Here is a 15,219-nt window from a genome sequence, read left to right on the forward strand (position 1 = left end):
CCGCGATGCGGCCGTCATCCATGCGTCAGGCCGGGTAAAACCCGGCCTGTTTGCGCCTTAGCGGTTAACGACACGCGGGGCGACCCGGTCATGGGCGCGTTTGAAGCGTGCTGCCAGAAAGAACATGACGGCAGAGAAGGCCAGGGCTGAGAAGGCGATCGCCCAGCCAAGCGCGACCATGCCACTACCGGGCCAAAACAACAGGACCAGCCCGATGATTAGGGCAACGATCCCCGAATTGCGAACAGTCCCCGCATCTGGGTTGCGTTCGGGCATTTGTCGCCACGCCATCAGCGCGCCGATCCCCACGATCAGCGCCCATGCGCCTAGCAGGAAAAAGGTCAAGCGCGCGACGCCTTCGGGCCAGATCAGTAGTACCAGACCGATCAGCAGCGCGCCGACGCCAACACCGCCGATCAGGCCGCGCCGCCCGAACCCCAGCAGGGTGAGGCCGCCATCCAATACCAGCAACACCCCCACCAGCCGCAGCAGCAGTGCGATACTACCCGTGGGCCAGAACAGCGCTGCAATTCCCAGCGCGCCTGCCAGAAGGCCGCGCAGCAGGAAGGTCCACCACAGATTGGCCAGTTGATCGCCCAGCGCATCGCGGCTGTCCATGCTGTGTGCCTCAAGGATCTCTGGCTGGGGGTTGTTCGGGTCGGTCATTGGGGCCTCCGGTATTGGCAGGGTTATTCAGCCCCAAAATAAATCGTTTTTCAACCGCAGGTTAGGAATGTGTCAGCAATCCGTCGACCCACTGCGGCACGATCTGAGTGGCTGGGCCCAGAATGACTTCATCATACCGCGAGGCGCCATCCGAGGGATCAAGGTTTAGTTCAACCGTTCGCGCTCCGGCCAAGGCAGCTTCGTGTACGAATGCAGCTGCCGGGTAGACCTGGCCCGACGTGCCGATTGATGCAAAAACGGTCGCCCCTGCCAAGTGGTCGTAAATGAGGTCCATGTGATACGGCATCTCGCCGAACCAGACCACGTCGGGTCGGGCAGAGGGGGCGGTGCAGGCCGGGCAAACCTCGCCCACGGACATCTCGGGTGGGGCAGTCCAGCGATGATCGCAAGTGGCACAGAGTGCTCCTGCAAGCGTGCCGTGCATGTGCAGGACGTTTTCGGCCCCGCCAGCCTCGTGCAGGTTGTCAACATTCTGGGTGACGATCACAACCTCCGACGGAAAGTCGCGTTGCAGGCGGGCGAGCGCCAGATGGGCGGCGTTGGGCTGCGCTTTGGCAGCCTGAATACGGCGGGCGTTGTAAAAGCCGTGAACCAACGCTGGATCACGTGCAAAGCCCTCGGGCGTGGCGACGTCTTCGATCCGGTGCTGGGACCACAGACCGCCTTCGTCGCGAAATGTGCCCAAACCGCTTTCGGCGGAAATCCCGGCACCTGTCAGAATGACGATCTTTCCCATCTTTGCCTCACGCGCTACACCTCGCCTCATGAGCCACCGTATCCTGTTTGTCTGTCTGGGCAATATCTGCCGTTCTCCTGCCGCCGAAGGTGCTTTTCGTACCCGTGCGCCCCATTTTGTCACCGACAGTGCCGGGACCTCGGGCTGGCATATCGGTGATCCGCCTTATGGGCCGATGCAAAAAGCGGCGCGGGCGCGCGGGATTAAGCTGGACGATCTACGGGCGCGGCAATTCGTGGCCGAGGATTTCCACCGGTTCGATCTGATCATCGGGATGGATGCCGACAACATCGCGAATATCGAGGATCTGCGGCCTGCGGGCAACGACACCCCGGTTCGTTTGCTGATCGATTTTGCACCGCAATCTGGTGCGGACCATGTGCCCGATCCTTACTATACCCGCGATTTCGACGGAGCGCTGGACCTGATCGAAGCCGCCGTCGTAGGCCTTGAGACGCATCTGCGCGCTTAGCCCATCACCTTTAGCCGGCTCTCCAGCCATGGCAGTTGCGATAGCGCCGGGTCCACGATCTGGCTGCGCATCAGGCGGCGCATCATGTCGGCCACCTCTTGCGGGACCTGATCGGACCAGTCAGTGCGGGTGAACAGGGAAATCATCCGCGAGAAATCCCCAAACGGGGCAGGGTGCGCCTCAAGCCCTTCATGGAACCGGGCGGCGCGCATGAACCCCAAGGGCGTGGTGATGGCCCAGCCGAGGCCACGCGCGACCATTGCCATCAGCGCAAGATGCGAGCCGATCTCGAACCGTTCCTCGAACTCTAGCTTCTGGCGGGCCAGATGTGCCTCGATCTGGCGGCTGATAAGCTGTTCACGGGCGTAGCGCAGAAACGGAAGCGTCTGCACCGCATCCTGCGCTCCTTTGGGAGTGACCAGAATGAACGGATCCTGCACCAGCGGGTATTCGGCCACGCCCTCAAGCACTTCACCGGAATGGGCCGAGACGGCCAGGTGCAGGCGCTGTGCCTCGAGTTCGGCAAACAGATCAAGGCTTGGCAGGGTGATCAGCTTGAATTTCGAGCGAGTCAGGCTGTCGGCCAGCAATGTCGCCAGCCGGGGCGTCAAGTCATTGTCGAAATCGTCGATCAACCCGATGGAGAGGGTGGTCAGATGGCCAAGATCCATCACGGTCAATTCGCTCTGGGCCATTTGCAATTCGGCCAGAACGGTCTCGGCGCGGGCCAGAAAGCTGCGCCCGGCCTGCGTCAGCCGCATTGGTCGGCGTCCGTGGTCGACCAGTTCGGTGCCCAATGCGTTTTCCAGATTGCGCAATTGCTGGCTGACCGATGGCTGGCTGAGCCCGGTGATCTCGGCCGCCTGCGCCACCGAGCCGGTGCGCGCCAAGGCCTCGAACACTTCAAGGCCCCGCAGAGTCAGCCCTTTCATCACCATCGCACACCTCTCTCGCTGCGCCTTTTCTGGGGCGCAGGGCGGGTCAGGTCAAGGATGCTGAGGTGTTTAGCTACAGATCGCCTGCGCCATCTGGCCGAAATTCTGATACCGATCCCAAAGCGCATCATCGCGCGCGCTGCGCGACATCTTCAACTCTTGCGCCTTATGGGGATCAGCGAACCATTTCGAGACGGTCTTTTGGTCGCTGCGGGTCAACGCCTGATCGGCCACGCGCTGAATGCAACTGCATCGGTCGCGTGTCGCTGCCGAACGGTCGGAAGCCAGACATGCCTGTTTGATCTGAGCGGCCCCGACGGCCAGCGGAGTGGTTGCCACAGACGCAGCGCAGAATGCGATCAGGAGGAACTTTTTCATGCTCGAGCCTCGTTTTTGCCTGCCCGGAGGGATCTTGCGCCCCTCTCGGCCTTTGGCGAAGTATGAATCAAACTGGATTCGGGATCAATCGGGCGTTTCAAAATTGTGATTGCGCAGGGGAACGAAGTCGCGTTTGCTAAGGCAAGCCATCGGATTTGAGAACACAATGCTTAAGAAATACGGCCGTACATTCCACCTGCCGCAATCCCCCGGAGCCACCAGCGATGACAAAATCATGCGCAGGTCGACGGGCTGGGCGCCGCAAATGAGGTTGTATTCACCGAGAAAATGGACGGTGAGAATACGACTATTCACAACCAGGGTTGCCATCCCCGCAGCCTCGATGCCCGGTATCATCCGTCGCGCGATTGGATGAAAGCTTTTGCGGCTGGTATTTCGCCTCAACTGGCCGGGGACGAGCGCATAATTGGCGAATATCTCTTTGCGCGCCACTCTATCGCGTATGGCGCGTTACCATCCTATTTTCTTGGTTTTGCGTGGATCAAGCAGGAGGAAGTTCAGGCCTGGGATGCGACCCTTTTGCGCTTTGTCGAGCTTGGGATCGCTCCCGTACCGGAATTGTATCGCGGGTCGTTTTCGGATCAGGTTGTCAGCACGGTTCTTTCCGAACTTGATCTTGATAGGCAAGAGGGTTTTGCGGTTCGTGATACGGCTGCATTTGCGGAACAGGATATGCCAACCCACCTAGGCAAATACGTGCGCGAAGATCATGTGCAAAGCGACACGCATTGGATGAATGCCGAACTGGTCAAAAACGAGCTAGCCTGACAAGCTGCAAGCCCGGCAAACAAAGGCGTTCGACGGGGGCTGTCCCACCTTGACCAGCGACTGTTTTCGAACCATATCCCGTCGCTATGACAGACCTCGCTCATATCCGCAATTTCTCCATCGTCGCGCATATCGACCATGGCAAATCCACCCTTGCTGACCGGCTCATCCAAGAGACCGGAACGGTCAAGGATCGCGACATGAAGGAACAGCTGCTCGACAGCATGGATATCGAGCGCGAGCGTGGCATCACCATCAAGGCCAACACGGTCCGCATCGACTATACCGCCGACAATGGCGAGGCATATGTGCTGAACCTGATCGACACGCCCGGCCACGTGGATTTCGCCTATGAGGTCAGCCGCTCGATGCGCGCGGTCGAGGGCTCGCTGCTGGTTGTGGACTCGACCCAAGGGGTCGAGGCGCAGACGCTGGCGAATGTGTACCAAGCCATCGACGCCGATCATGAGATCGTGCCGGTGCTGAACAAGATCGACCTGCCCGCGTCCGATTGTGACCGCGTGGCCGAACAGATCGAGGATGTAATCGGCATCGACGCAACAGACGCCATTCAGGTCAGCGCCAAGACGGGGCAGGGCATCCACGAGACGCTTGAGGCCATCGTGCAGCAACTGCCCGCGCCGCAGGGCAATCTGGACGCGCCGCTCAAGGCGATGCTGGTGGATTCTTGGTACGACGCCTATCTCGGCGTCATCGTTCTGGTCCGCATCATGGACGGCACGCTGAAAAAGGGGATGCGGGTCAAGTTCATGTCGAACGGGACACTCCATCATGTGGACCGCGTCGGCGTCTTCCGCCCCGAGATGGAGATGGTCGACAGCCTCGGCCCCGGTGAGATCGGCTTTCTCACCGCTTCGATCAAACAGGTCCGCGACACCCGCGTCGGGGATACCATCACCAATGACCGCAACGGGACTGAGGACGCGCTGGACGGCTTCAAACCCGCGCAGCCGGTGGTGTTCTGCGGCCTCTTCCCCGTCGACAGTTCCGAATTCGAAGACCTGCGCGATGCGATCGACAAGCTGGCGCTGAACGACGCTTCGTTCTCGTTCGAAATGGAGACCTCGGCCGCGCTGGGCTTTGGCTTCCGCTGCGGCTTCCTTGGGCTGTTGCACCTTGAGGTCATTCGCGACCGGATCGAACGTGAATACGATATCGAGCTCATCACCACCGCGCCGTCGGTGATCTATCACGTCTACATGAAAGACGGCGAGATGATCGAGCTGCACAACCCTGCCGACATGCCCGACCCCTCCAAGGTCGACCATATCGAGGAACCGCGCATCAAGGCGACCATTCTGGTGCCCGACGAATACCTCGGCGACGTGCTGAAACTGTGCCAGGACCGCCGAGGCATCCAGCTGGACCTGACTTATGCAGGTAGCCGCGCGATGGTCGTCTATGACCTGCCGCTGAACGAGGTCGTCTTTGACTTCTACGACCGTCTGAAATCGGTGACCAAGGGCTACGCATCCTTCGACTACCAGATGACCGGCTATACAGAGGACAATCTGGTCAAGATGTCGGTGTTGGTGAATGACGAGCCGGTCGATGCGCTGTCGACCATGGTTCACCGCGACCGGGCCGAGATGCGGGGCCGGGCGATGTGCGAAAAGCTCAAAGACCTGATCCCGCGCCACATGTTCAAAATCCCGATCCAGGCCGCCATCGGAGGCAAGGTCATCGCCCGCGAGACCCTCTCGGCCCTGCGCAAGGACGTGACCGCCAAGTGTTACGGAGGCGACGCCACCCGGAAACGCAAACTGCTGGACAAGCAGAAGGCGGGTAAGAAAAAAATGCGCCAATTCGGGAAGGTCGATATCCCGCAAGAGGCGTTTATTTCGGCGTTGAAGATGGACAGCTAAGGCTGTCCATTTCTTCCTCTTGGTTTGTCTAAGTTTACGCGGATTCTGGATCGGCGTCCGATTGTCCGAGGTCGGTGAGTTCAGTCCAGACCGCCTCAGGTATGTCCCAATCGGCCCACTCAAGCGTTTGGTTTACATGCTGGGGCCACGTCACCCCGCAAACTGTTGAAGCAATGTTTGCATCTCGAAGCGAGAATTGCAGCGCCAGCGCGCCCATTGGAATGTCGTATCGGGCACAGATATCTTCGACCGCGCGCACAGGCGCGAGCATTTCTTCTGTTGCTGGCCGGTAAACGTAAAAGTGGTGAACCGCGCTACCTCTTGCCAGAATTCCTCCCGCGTAGGGTGCTGCATTTAAGACGGTGACACCCTTGGAAACGGCTTGTTCGATTAGGGGCGAAGCATTCACGTTTACAAGTGTGTGCCGGTTATGCGTCATCACGACATCGAAGTCCCAGTCGCGCAACATAGGCGACAGGACGTCCAGCCGTCCGCCGGCCAAACCAACGGCAGTTGCAAGGCCTTCCTCTTTGATTTTGAACAATTCGTCCAGCGCACCTCCGCTGCGCGTGATCTCTGACATATCACCAGCGTATTCCGGGTCGTGCAGGTGAAGGATGTCGACGCTGTCTACGCCGAGTGCCATTAAGCTTTGCTCTAGCGATCGCCTAGCTTGGGTAGCGTCGAACACGCTCGTCTCCATGTCGCGGTCGATTTTCGTGGACAATACACAGCCTTCTGGCAAACCACCGAGTTCACGAATTACGCTCCCAATGCGGTCTTCACTCCGGCCCATGGCATAGCCGCGGGCGGTATCGATAAACCCGTCGGGGCGGGTAAGTATTGTACGCAAGGTTTCTCGCGCCCTATTCTCATCAACTTCGTAGCCATAAATTTGCGGAATGCTACCTATCCCTGTTGACCCAAAACCAATTCGAGGAATTCGCACCCCGGTTAGACCGATCTCGTGAAACGTCGTCATTGCTCCTCTCCCTGAAAATTCGAATCAGAATATATAAATATTCTGCGGGACTGTTATGCACTTCAAGCTTGAGGGCTGAGTAAAATCACTTGAAATCCAAACAGGATATCCGAATCTGTGATCCAGCTCACAGCCCAACTTTTTAAAACTTGTTTGTGTTGACCTAGCGGCAACTTCGGCAGGAGGCCCCTATGTCCATGGTCCCCATAATCGCCCTTGGATCGGCAGGTCTCTATTCCATTGCCATGATCTCGATGAAGTTCTGGTGGAAAATCCCCGGCCTCGGCCTTAGCCTGTTGATCGTGGCAACCCTGCTGGCCGCCGCAACGCTGGAGCTTGCCGCGCTGCGCGAGGAGCGGTTGGGCATCATCTATACCGGCATTCTGGGGGCCGAGGTTGTGCTGATCGCCATCGCCTCGTTCTTCTTGTTCGGTGAAGACTTCTCGATGCGAGAAGGGGTCGGGATTGCCTTAGTTGTCGCTGGAACCGCCTTGGCGTGGGCCTGATTAACCGCAATCTAAACCCTTCATGAAGCTTCCTTCACAAATGTTGTAACGTGTCCGCCTCCTCCCAATCTGTTGAGCAGGCCAGCATCGGCCCGGACACAAACGTAGGAGAGACCATGACCAGATTTATGACTGCCGGAGCAGCCGCTTTGGCCACGAGCCTCAGCCTTGCCACCGCAGCCGCAGCCGATACGCCGGACCTGCGCGGGACGTGGACGGGCAGCTATACCGCCGTCGGGCCGAACCGGACCTCGACCGGGGACGCGCCTCGGTTCAACAACGCCGAGTGGGTTCTGGATATCCAAAAGCAACAGGACAATGTGTTTTGGGGGCCTAGTAAGTGGCGTCCGAATGCGGCTCAGACCTGGCGGGTGATGGACGCGACTGGCACCATCAGTCTGGATGACCCGACCCGGATCAGCATCGTCGAAAGCTCGGCCAACCCCGAGATCGGTGTGAATGCGCTGATTGATGCCCGGTATGAGGACGGCAAAATTTACGCGGATTTCCGTAGCCTGCGTCGTGGAACGACCTACAGCACCGTTCTGGAACGGCAGGTGAACTGAAGCGACCCTGACTCGGACGGGCTGTAGGGGGTACCGGCTGCTAAGGTATGCCGCGGCGTAGTAGGTAATTCCGGCCGGGTCAGGGCGCTTCTCAGGACTACCCGTCTCCGCAGGGAGGAGGCGGTTCGGGCGGCGGCGCGCCCACATGCAACAGGCTTTTGGTCCTTTCCGCCAGATACGCGGCGTCTCTTGGCGGCAGGGGATTGGGCCCGCGACCTTCAGCGCGGTGTTGCAGTGGTTCGATGCTGTCGCCCGAGCTCTCTGGTTATTCAGGTCGAATTGCGCGGTTTGATTCGGATTGGCAACGTGATTCTGCCTCTGCACCTTCAGGAAACCCATTTGCGGGTGCAGAAACGGGTGCGAAGGAGGCCATTTTTCACAGACGGGAGTTTTCCGTACTCAACAGCCCCTCGCGGCTGGGTTTCCAGACTTGTCCACAAAATCATCCCTGCGGATATCAACACTTTATCCACGGTTAATTTTCATGCTGCGGTGCTATTTTCTTGCCGGACTGCGGATCGGATGTAACAGTTTCGTTATCGCCAAGGCCTTTAGGGGTCGCGGCGGGACGCAAAGGCCAAAGGGGCTACGCGGATGATGGGGAACTTTCGGGTTTTTCTGTGATCGCAGCGGGTTACCGGCTGGTTTCAAGGTGGTCCGGGCATCATGGCCGGACCGTTTCGAAACCTTATCAGATGGTTGATGCGGGCTGTGACGCGCTTTCACGAGCGTGGCACGGTGGTCGCGGTTCCTGCGGGGGCCGAGACAACTGGAACGGTGCGTCCCTCGGGTGTGCCGAACCGGCAAGGCGTCAGGAGTGTTCCGCAAGGGCACATGCAAAGACCGCGTCTGCGCACCTGACGCCTTTTCCTTTTCCCAGGCTATTGGGCAATCAGGCTGCCACTTACCTTTCGCCAAATGCGAGAAGGGGTTCTTGTGTGACCACAAGAACCCCAACGTCGTGTCAGATATGCAATGCCGCGTCTATGCACCTGTGGATCTATTATAGCCACGATATGTTGGATCATTCAACAATATATTGAGGGCGGCTAAGTTCTTGCCCCAAAATGGAGGGGATCAGATGTTTTCCTGAACGTCGCTTGCCGTGTTGGTAATTGCGTCCCCGGCTTTCTCGATATCCCGACCAACGCCTTTTGCAGTTTCGCAGGCGGTCAGGGCCAGCAGGGTCAGTCCAATCAGAGCGGTGCGGATCATCTGTGTCTCCATAGGTGTTTGCTATGCCGTGCCTAGCAGTTTTTCAAAAGCGAAACCAGCGTTTTGCAGCGGAATCAGTCCTTGCGGATGAAAGGGCCAAAAAGCGCGGTCAGCAGGAAGATTATAGCGGCGGCACAGACGATGCTGGGACCCGCCGGTGTGTCGGCCAGATAGGCACCGCCGAGCCCACCCAAAGCGGCGAGGGACCCGATCACGGCGGCGAAAACAGCCATGCTTTCCGGGGTTTTGACCAGCGACCGCGCCCCGGCTGCCGGAATGACCAACAGTGCGGCGATCAGCAGGATGCCAACCACTTTGATTGCGACTGCAACGGCCAGCGCCATGGCGAGGGTCAGCCAAAGCTCCTCGCGTTTGGGGTCGATGCCTGATGCATAGGCCAGATCGGGGTTCAGCGTGGCGACCAGCAAAGCAGACCACCTGAGTGTCATCACTGTCAGGATCAGCGCTCCTCCGATCCAGATGGTGGCAAGGTCCCCTTTGGTCACGGCCAGAATGTCGCCAAACAGAAAAGCGTTCAGGTCAAGACGTACATCTGACAACAGCGCCACCGTCACCAGTCCTGCCGCCAGCGCGGTATGTGCGATGACGCCCAGCAAAGTGTCCATGGCAAAACCTTTGCCGCGCAACAACGTTACGGCCAAACCCATGGTAAGGGCCGAGGCCAGGATCGCGGGCAGAAGCGGAAGCGAGAAAGCAAGCGACAGCGCGACCCCAAGGGCCGAGGCATGGGCCGTGGCTTCTCCCATATAAGCCATTCGGCGCCAAACGACGAAACAACCCAAAGGGGCCGCGGCAAACGCCACGCCAACACCAGCCAGCGCTGCGCGCACCATGAAGTCATCCAGCATCAATGTGCCTCATCATGCGAGTGATCATGGTCATGCGAATGACTGTGCTGATGCTGGTAGAGCGCCATGGTCCCCTTGGTGCCACTGCCGAACAGCGCACGGTATTCAGGCGCATCAGCAACCGTTCGCGGCGACCCTTCACAGCAGATATGTCCGTTCAGGCACAGAACCCGGTCCGAGGCCGCCATGACCACGTGCAGATCGTGACTGACCATGACGACTGCGCAGCCGATATCGCGGCGCACCTGCTCGATCCTTTGGTAAAAGGCCGCGGCGCCCGGTTGATCCAACCCTTGCGTGGCCTCATCCAGCAGAAGCACTTGGGGTTTCTCCAAAAGGGCGCGGGCCAGAAGGACACGCTGGAACTGCCCGCCGGACAGATTGGTCATTTGCCGGTTTCTGAGATCCGGTACACCAGCCAATTCAAGGGCCTGAACAGCCTCTTGTGCCGGGACCCGTCGGGGTAGGCCGAGGAAACGCTGAACGGTCATCGGCAGGGCCGCATCCAACGCCAATTTCTGAGGGACATATCCAATGCTCAGGTTTGGCGCACGGTGGACTGTTCCTTCTGCTGGCGGGATCGCACCGATCATGGCGCGCAACAATGTTGACTTGCCCGATCCGTTAGGACCGACAATCGTCACGATCTCAGCCTCGGACACCGATGCGTTGACGTTTTCCAGAATTGTGCGCCCATCCACCCGGATCGTCAGGTCCTTGAGAGTGATCAGTGGGGTCGTCACGCCTGTGTTCCAATACATTCCGGGCACAGGCCTTCAGCCTCGACCACGACGCGTTCGATTTGAAAGCCGGATGTGTTTGCGGCAACGCCCAGACGGCCCTGCGTCAGTTCGGTTTCGGTTTCGGCGACCGCTTTGCAAGATCGGCAAATCAAAAAGGCTGGTACGTGATCATGGGTGGGGTGCGCGCATGCTGCATAAGCATTGAGCTGCTCAATGCGGTGGACAAAGCCGTGTTGCACCAGAAAATCCAGTGCCCGATAGGCCACGGGGGGTTGTGACCCCATGCCTTCCGCAGCCAGCACGGCCAGGATGTCATAAGCACCCATAGCCTTGTGTTTTTCCAGCAAAATCTCAAGAACCCGCCGTCGAACTGGCGTAAATTGCAAACGTTTTGCTTTGCATTTCGCCTCAGCTTGGGCGAGGGCGGTATGTACGCAATGGGCGTGATCGTGCTGTCTGAAACCGACGGTGCTCATCCGGTGCTCCGAATTATTTTTGGCTTGATATGTTATAACGTCGGGCATATCAAGCGACCAAGAAATGTAATAACATATCACTCGAGGGTAAATATGCGACGGTCAGTTCTTTGTGCTGTGGGCTCTGTGTTGGCAAGTCAGGCGGTCGCCGAGCCGCCTAAAGTAGCGACGGATATTGCGCCTGTTCATTCGTTGGTCGCGCAGGTCATGAACGGTGTTGGAGAGCCGGCGCTGATCATCCCGGCTGGATCTTCGCCGCATAACCACGCCATGCGCCCATCCGAGGCGCGGGCGTTACAATCTGCCGATGTCGTGTTCTGGGTCGGCGAAGAGCTAACACCATGGATGGAGAAGCCGCTGGCTGCGCTATCGGGCGATGCGCGCCTCGTCACGTTGTTGGATTCGGAAGGTACAGTGCTGTATGAATTCCGCGACGTGGTTGCAGATGTTCACGACGATCATGATGACCATGCGGGCCACGATGGTCACGATTCGCATGATGAACACGAAGAACATGACGATCACGCCGGGCATGACGATCACAAAGATCATGAAGAACATGTGGGGCATGACGATCATGACGGTCATGACAAAGATGATGAGCACGCGGCGCATGAAGATCATGATGACCACGCCAGCCAAGACGAAGATCATGACGAGCACGCAGGCCATGATGACCATGGTCACGATCATGAAGGCGTCGACCCGCACGCTTGGCTCGACCCTGCAAACGGGCGTGTTTGGGTCCATGTCATTGCTGAGGCGCTGGCCACGTCAGACCCTGAGAACGCCGCCATTTACAGGGAAAATGCAGCGCGCGCCAAAGCGGAGCTGCTTGAGTTGGAAGCCCAGATCGCTACTAAAATCGCTGGGATGCAGGATCACCGGTTTATTACGTTCCACGACGCCTATCAGTATTTCGAAAACCGCTTTGGACTGCAAACATCTGGCTCCGTAAGTCTCGGCGACGCGTCCAACCCTGGGCCTGCGCGACTGGCCGCGCTGCAAGAGAAGGTAGCAGAGGATTCAATCCAATGTGCCTTCGCCGAACCTCAATACGACACGCGCCTTGTCGAGACAGCGATCGAAGGTTCTGGGGCCGGAGTTTATGAATTGGACCCGCTTGGCGTCGACGTCACCCCCGGAACCGATCATTACTCGGCGATGCTATTGGGGATGGCACAGGGTTACGTGAATTGTGCCAGCGGGTCCTGAGCCGCGCTTAGGCTGCTTCTTCGGTGCAAAACAGCTCGTAAACAAGTTCCAGCATCCGGCGGGGGCGATCATCTGCCAAACGGTAGAAGATCGCCTTGCCCTCGCGTCGGGGCGCGACCAGCCCCTCAAGACGCAGGCGAGACAGTTGTTGGGACACTGCGGCTTGTCGCGCCGACAAAAGTTCTTCCAGTTCGGTGACCGATTTTTCGCCAGAGACCAAATGGCACAAGATCATCAGCCGCCCTTCGTGGCTAATGGCTTTCAGGAAGTTCGACGCGTCCGTTGCGTTCCCCGCGATCTGTTCGAGGTTCTGAGGTGACATATCCTGTGAAATCTGGGGCAGTGCCATTTATATTTTCCTTGAGGGCCCGGTCGACGGGCGAGTGTTTTCGATTTTCAATGATCTCCGCTGTGCGGAGGCCGTCTGCCTGTATTTTGACCAATTGCCCCCATATGCATGAATCAAAATGACGTGATGGGATAATGCTTGCACATGATTGTGAGGCTCTGTGTGCAAGATGCGTGTTTTTCGAGTCCGAACGGTCTCATTTGCACAAGAAGATACAGAAGTCTTTGGCCCCCCTTGCAGCCCCTCAGTGGCAGCACTAAGACTCGGGTAACGTTTCTTCGGGTATTGTCCCGATCCATAGCAAAGCAGGCAGGTTCCGTATGTTCGATCCCGTTGATACCTATATGAATACGCTCGTCCCCATGGTGGTCGAACAGACAAGCCGTGGTGAACGCGCCTATGATATTTTCTCGCGCCTTCTGAAAGAGCGGATCATTTTCATCAACGGCCCGATCCATGACGGGATGAGCCATTTGATCGTGGCCCAGTTGCTGCATCTTGAGGCCGAGAACCCGAACAAGGAAATCTCGATCTACATTAATTCGCCCGGCGGCGTTGTGACCAGCGGTTTGTCGATCTACGACACAATGCAGTATATCAAGCCGAAATGTTCGACATTGGTGATCGGTCAGGCGGCCTCGATGGGGTCGGTTCTGCTGGCCGGGGGCGAGAAGGGGATGCGCTTTTCGCTGCCCAACAGCCGGATCATGGTGCACCAGCCCAGCGGTGGTTATCAGGGTCAGGCCAGCGATATCATGATCCACGCGGCCGAGACGCAAAAGCTGAAGGATCGTCTGTATGACATTTACGTGCGCCATACAGGACAGACAAAAAAGGCGGTTGAAAAGGCGCTGGACCGTGACAATTTCATGAGCCCGGAAGAAGCAAAAGAATGGGGCCATATCGACGAAATCGTCGAAAATCGTGCAAAAATGGACGGGGACGACGCGTAGGAATCTGTGCCCGTGTTGACCACGTTGGGTACATTTTTGAGATTGTAGCCGCCCCGGTGGTGGCCTAAGCTGCACCAACAAGCGGCAAACGCGGCCCCGGGCGGGGCCGCAGAGACGAAGCCCGAAAGGTATAACATGGCGACGAATTCAGGCGGCGACGGCAAAAATACGCTCTATTGCAGCTTTTGCGGCAAGAGCCAGCATGAGGTGCGCAAGCTGATTGCCGGACCCACAGTATTCATCTGTGACGAATGCGTCGAACTGTGCATGGACATCATCCGCGAAGAGACCAAGGCCAGTGGCCTGAAGTCCAGCGACGGGGTGCCGACGCCCAAGGATATCTGCGAGGTTCTAGACGATTACGTGATCGGTCAGGCCACCGCCAAGCGCGTTCTGTCGGTTGCGGTTCACAATCACTACAAACGTCTAAACCATGCTCAGAAAGCGGGCAGCGATATTGAGCTGGCGAAGTCCAACATTCTGCTGATCGGCCCGACCGGCTGCGGCAAGACGCTGCTGGCCCAGACGCTGGCGCGTATTCTGGATGTGCCCTTCACCATGGCGGATGCGACGACCCTGACCGAAGCCGGGTATGTGGGCGAGGATGTCGAGAACATCATTCTGAAACTGCTGCAAGCGTCGGAATACAATGTCGAGCGTGCGCAACGCGGCATCGTCTATATTGACGAAGTCGACAAGATCACGCGCAAGTCCGAAAACCCCTCGATCACCCGCGACGTATCGGGTGAGGGCGTGCAGCAAGCGCTTCTGAAACTGATGGAAGGCACAGTGGCCAGCGTTCCGCCGCAGGGCGGACGCAAGCATCCGCAGCAGGAATTCCTGCAGGTGGACACCACGAATATCCTGTTCATCTGCGGTGGCGCATTTGCGGGTCTGGACAAGATCATCGCGCAGCGCGGCAAAGGTTCGGCCATGGGCTTTGGTGCTGATGTGCGTGACAATGATGACCGGGGCGTTGGCGAGATCTTCAAAGATCTTGAGCCCGAAGATCTGTTGAAATTCGGCTTGATCCCGGAATTCGTTGGCCGTCTGCCGGTTCTGGCAACGCTTGAGGATCTGGACGAGGATGCTCTGGTTACGATCCTGACCAAGCCCAAGAACGCGCTGGTCAAGCAATACCAGCGTCTGTTCGAGCTGGAAGATGCCGAGCTGGCCTTTACCGATGACGCACTTAAGGCGATTGCCAAGAAGGCGATCGAACGGAAAACCGGGGCACGTGGTCTGCGCTCGATCCTGGAAGATATCCTGCTGGATACGATGTTCGAACTTCCAGGTCTGAAAAACGTGACCGAAGTTGTGGTCAACGAAGAGGCCGTGACCTCAGAGTCGCAACCGCTCATCATCTATGCGGATGCAGCGGAATCTGCGTCAGCCGGGTAAACCGCTTAATTTCAAACACATACGGCGCGGTTTTCCGCGCCGTTTTCTTGTGAGGCGCAGG

The 15,219-nt window shown here is 58.1% G+C and carries 19 protein-coding genes; 8 read left to right on the forward strand and 11 right to left on the reverse strand.

The window, feature by feature from the left end:
- Nucleotides 1–57: 57 nt before the first annotated feature.
- Both ACR0L1_RS16110 and ACR0L1_RS16115 read right to left on the reverse strand, forming a co-directional pair.
- Complete coding sequence (locus tag ACR0L1_RS16110) at nucleotides 58–666, reverse strand: HdeD family acid-resistance protein (RefSeq protein WP_170782814.1); 609 nt, start codon at nucleotides 664–666, stop codon at nucleotides 58–60.
- Between the two features lie 61 nt (nucleotides 667–727).
- Nucleotides 728–1,423, reverse strand: coding sequence for an NAD-dependent deacylase (locus ACR0L1_RS16115; protein ID WP_170790434.1), 696 nt, complete (start codon nucleotides 1,421–1,423; stop codon nucleotides 728–730).
- A 28-nt stretch (nucleotides 1,424–1,451) separates the two neighbouring features.
- Between ACR0L1_RS16115 and ACR0L1_RS16120 the strand changes: the two genes are divergently transcribed.
- Entirely contained in the window at nucleotides 1,452–1,895 is a 444-nt protein-coding gene (locus ACR0L1_RS16120; protein ID WP_480549097.1) for a low molecular weight protein-tyrosine-phosphatase, read from the forward strand.
- On the opposite strand, the gene ACR0L1_RS16125 is transcribed toward ACR0L1_RS16120, so the two are convergent.
- From ACR0L1_RS16125 to ACR0L1_RS16135, 3 genes are all read right to left on the reverse strand, one after another.
- The gene (locus tag ACR0L1_RS16125) at nucleotides 1,892–2,833 is read right to left on the reverse strand and encodes a LysR family transcriptional regulator (RefSeq protein ID WP_480859825.1); all 942 of its coding nucleotides are present in this window, start codon (nucleotides 2,831–2,833) and stop codon (nucleotides 1,892–1,894) included. The two genes, ACR0L1_RS16120 and ACR0L1_RS16125, sit on opposite strands and share 4 nt — an antisense overlap.
- 66 nt (nucleotides 2,834–2,899) lie before the next feature.
- Nucleotides 2,900–3,208, reverse strand: coding sequence for a hypothetical protein (locus ACR0L1_RS16130; RefSeq protein ID WP_170770048.1), 309 nt, complete (start codon nucleotides 3,206–3,208; stop codon nucleotides 2,900–2,902).
- Nucleotides 3,209–3,292: 84 nt separating this feature from the next.
- Entirely contained in the window at nucleotides 3,293–3,538 is a 246-nt protein-coding gene (locus tag ACR0L1_RS16135) for a hypothetical protein (protein WP_480859871.1), read from the reverse strand.
- On the opposite strand from ACR0L1_RS16135, the gene ACR0L1_RS16140 reads away from it, so the two are divergent.
- Together ACR0L1_RS16140 and lepA are read left to right on the forward strand one after the other, a co-directional pair.
- Nucleotides 3,497–3,997 carry an RNA ligase family protein gene (locus ACR0L1_RS16140; protein WP_480859826.1) on the forward strand — a complete coding sequence of 167 codons (501 nt, stop codon included), beginning with the start codon at nucleotides 3,497–3,499 and terminating at the stop codon, nucleotides 3,995–3,997. The two genes, ACR0L1_RS16135 and ACR0L1_RS16140, sit on opposite strands and share 42 nt — an antisense overlap.
- Before the next feature lie 86 nt (nucleotides 3,998–4,083).
- Nucleotides 4,084–5,883, forward strand: a complete 1,800-nt coding sequence (gene lepA / locus ACR0L1_RS16145; RefSeq protein ID WP_170355008.1) for a translation elongation factor 4 — start codon at nucleotides 4,084–4,086, stop codon at nucleotides 5,881–5,883.
- A gap of 34 nt (nucleotides 5,884–5,917) precedes the next feature.
- Here lepA and ACR0L1_RS16150 read toward each other — a convergent pair whose 3' ends face one another.
- The gene (locus ACR0L1_RS16150; protein WP_170790436.1) at nucleotides 5,918–6,865 is read right to left on the reverse strand and encodes an aldo/keto reductase; all 948 of its coding nucleotides are present in this window, start codon (nucleotides 6,863–6,865) and stop codon (nucleotides 5,918–5,920) included.
- Between the two features lie 191 nt (nucleotides 6,866–7,056).
- On the opposite strand from ACR0L1_RS16150, the gene ACR0L1_RS16155 reads away from it, so the two are divergent.
- Together ACR0L1_RS16155 and ACR0L1_RS16160 are read left to right on the forward strand one after the other, a co-directional pair.
- Nucleotides 7,057–7,371, forward strand: coding sequence for a hypothetical protein (locus ACR0L1_RS16155; protein WP_237215608.1), 315 nt, complete (start codon nucleotides 7,057–7,059; stop codon nucleotides 7,369–7,371).
- A 116-nt stretch (nucleotides 7,372–7,487) separates the two neighbouring features.
- Nucleotides 7,488–7,937, forward strand: a complete 450-nt coding sequence (locus ACR0L1_RS16160; protein WP_237215606.1) for a hypothetical protein — start codon at nucleotides 7,488–7,490, stop codon at nucleotides 7,935–7,937.
- A 1,077-nt stretch (nucleotides 7,938–9,014) separates the two neighbouring features.
- Here the strand turns inward: ACR0L1_RS16160 and ACR0L1_RS16165 are convergent.
- The 4 genes from ACR0L1_RS16165 to ACR0L1_RS16180 all read right to left on the reverse strand — a co-directional run bounded on the left by ACR0L1_RS16165 (nucleotide 9,015) and on the right by ACR0L1_RS16180 (nucleotide 11,240).
- Nucleotides 9,015–9,152, reverse strand: coding sequence for an entericidin A/B family lipoprotein (locus tag ACR0L1_RS16165; RefSeq protein WP_170770051.1), 138 nt, complete (start codon nucleotides 9,150–9,152; stop codon nucleotides 9,015–9,017).
- Nucleotides 9,153–9,226: 74 nt separating this feature from the next.
- The gene (locus ACR0L1_RS16170) at nucleotides 9,227–10,021 is read right to left on the reverse strand and encodes a metal ABC transporter permease (RefSeq protein WP_480859828.1); all 795 of its coding nucleotides are present in this window, start codon (nucleotides 10,019–10,021) and stop codon (nucleotides 9,227–9,229) included.
- Nucleotides 10,021–10,764 carry a metal ABC transporter ATP-binding protein gene (locus ACR0L1_RS16175; protein ID WP_480859830.1) on the reverse strand — a complete coding sequence of 248 codons (744 nt, stop codon included), beginning with the start codon at nucleotides 10,762–10,764 and terminating at the stop codon, nucleotides 10,021–10,023. Before ACR0L1_RS16175 ends, ACR0L1_RS16170 begins: the two co-directional genes overlap by 1 nt.
- Nucleotides 10,761–11,240, reverse strand: coding sequence for a Fur family transcriptional regulator (locus tag ACR0L1_RS16180; protein WP_480502737.1), 480 nt, complete (start codon nucleotides 11,238–11,240; stop codon nucleotides 10,761–10,763). The genes ACR0L1_RS16175 and ACR0L1_RS16180 overlap by 4 nt, the downstream gene beginning before the upstream one ends.
- Before the next feature lie 93 nt (nucleotides 11,241–11,333).
- Between ACR0L1_RS16180 and ACR0L1_RS16185 the strand changes: the two genes are divergently transcribed.
- Nucleotides 11,334–12,455: a zinc ABC transporter substrate-binding protein gene (locus tag ACR0L1_RS16185; protein WP_480859832.1), complete on the forward strand. Its 1,122-nt coding sequence runs from the start codon at nucleotides 11,334–11,336 to the stop codon at nucleotides 12,453–12,455.
- 7 nt (nucleotides 12,456–12,462) lie between these two features.
- Here ACR0L1_RS16185 and ACR0L1_RS16190 read toward each other — a convergent pair whose 3' ends face one another.
- Nucleotides 12,463–12,804, reverse strand: coding sequence for an ArsR/SmtB family transcription factor (locus ACR0L1_RS16190; RefSeq protein WP_170790441.1), 342 nt, complete (start codon nucleotides 12,802–12,804; stop codon nucleotides 12,463–12,465).
- Nucleotides 12,805–13,124: 320 nt separating this feature from the next.
- On the opposite strand from ACR0L1_RS16190, the gene ACR0L1_RS16195 reads away from it, so the two are divergent.
- Both ACR0L1_RS16195 and clpX read left to right on the forward strand, forming a co-directional pair.
- Entirely contained in the window at nucleotides 13,125–13,757 is a 633-nt protein-coding gene (locus tag ACR0L1_RS16195; protein ID WP_170770057.1) for an ATP-dependent Clp protease proteolytic subunit, read from the forward strand.
- A gap of 135 nt (nucleotides 13,758–13,892) precedes the next feature.
- Entirely contained in the window at nucleotides 13,893–15,158 is a 1,266-nt protein-coding gene (gene clpX / locus ACR0L1_RS16200) for an ATP-dependent Clp protease ATP-binding subunit ClpX (protein WP_170770058.1), read from the forward strand.
- The last annotated feature ends 61 nt before the right edge of the window (nucleotides 15,159–15,219 follow it).

The organism is Ruegeria sp. J8, assembly GCF_056531925.1.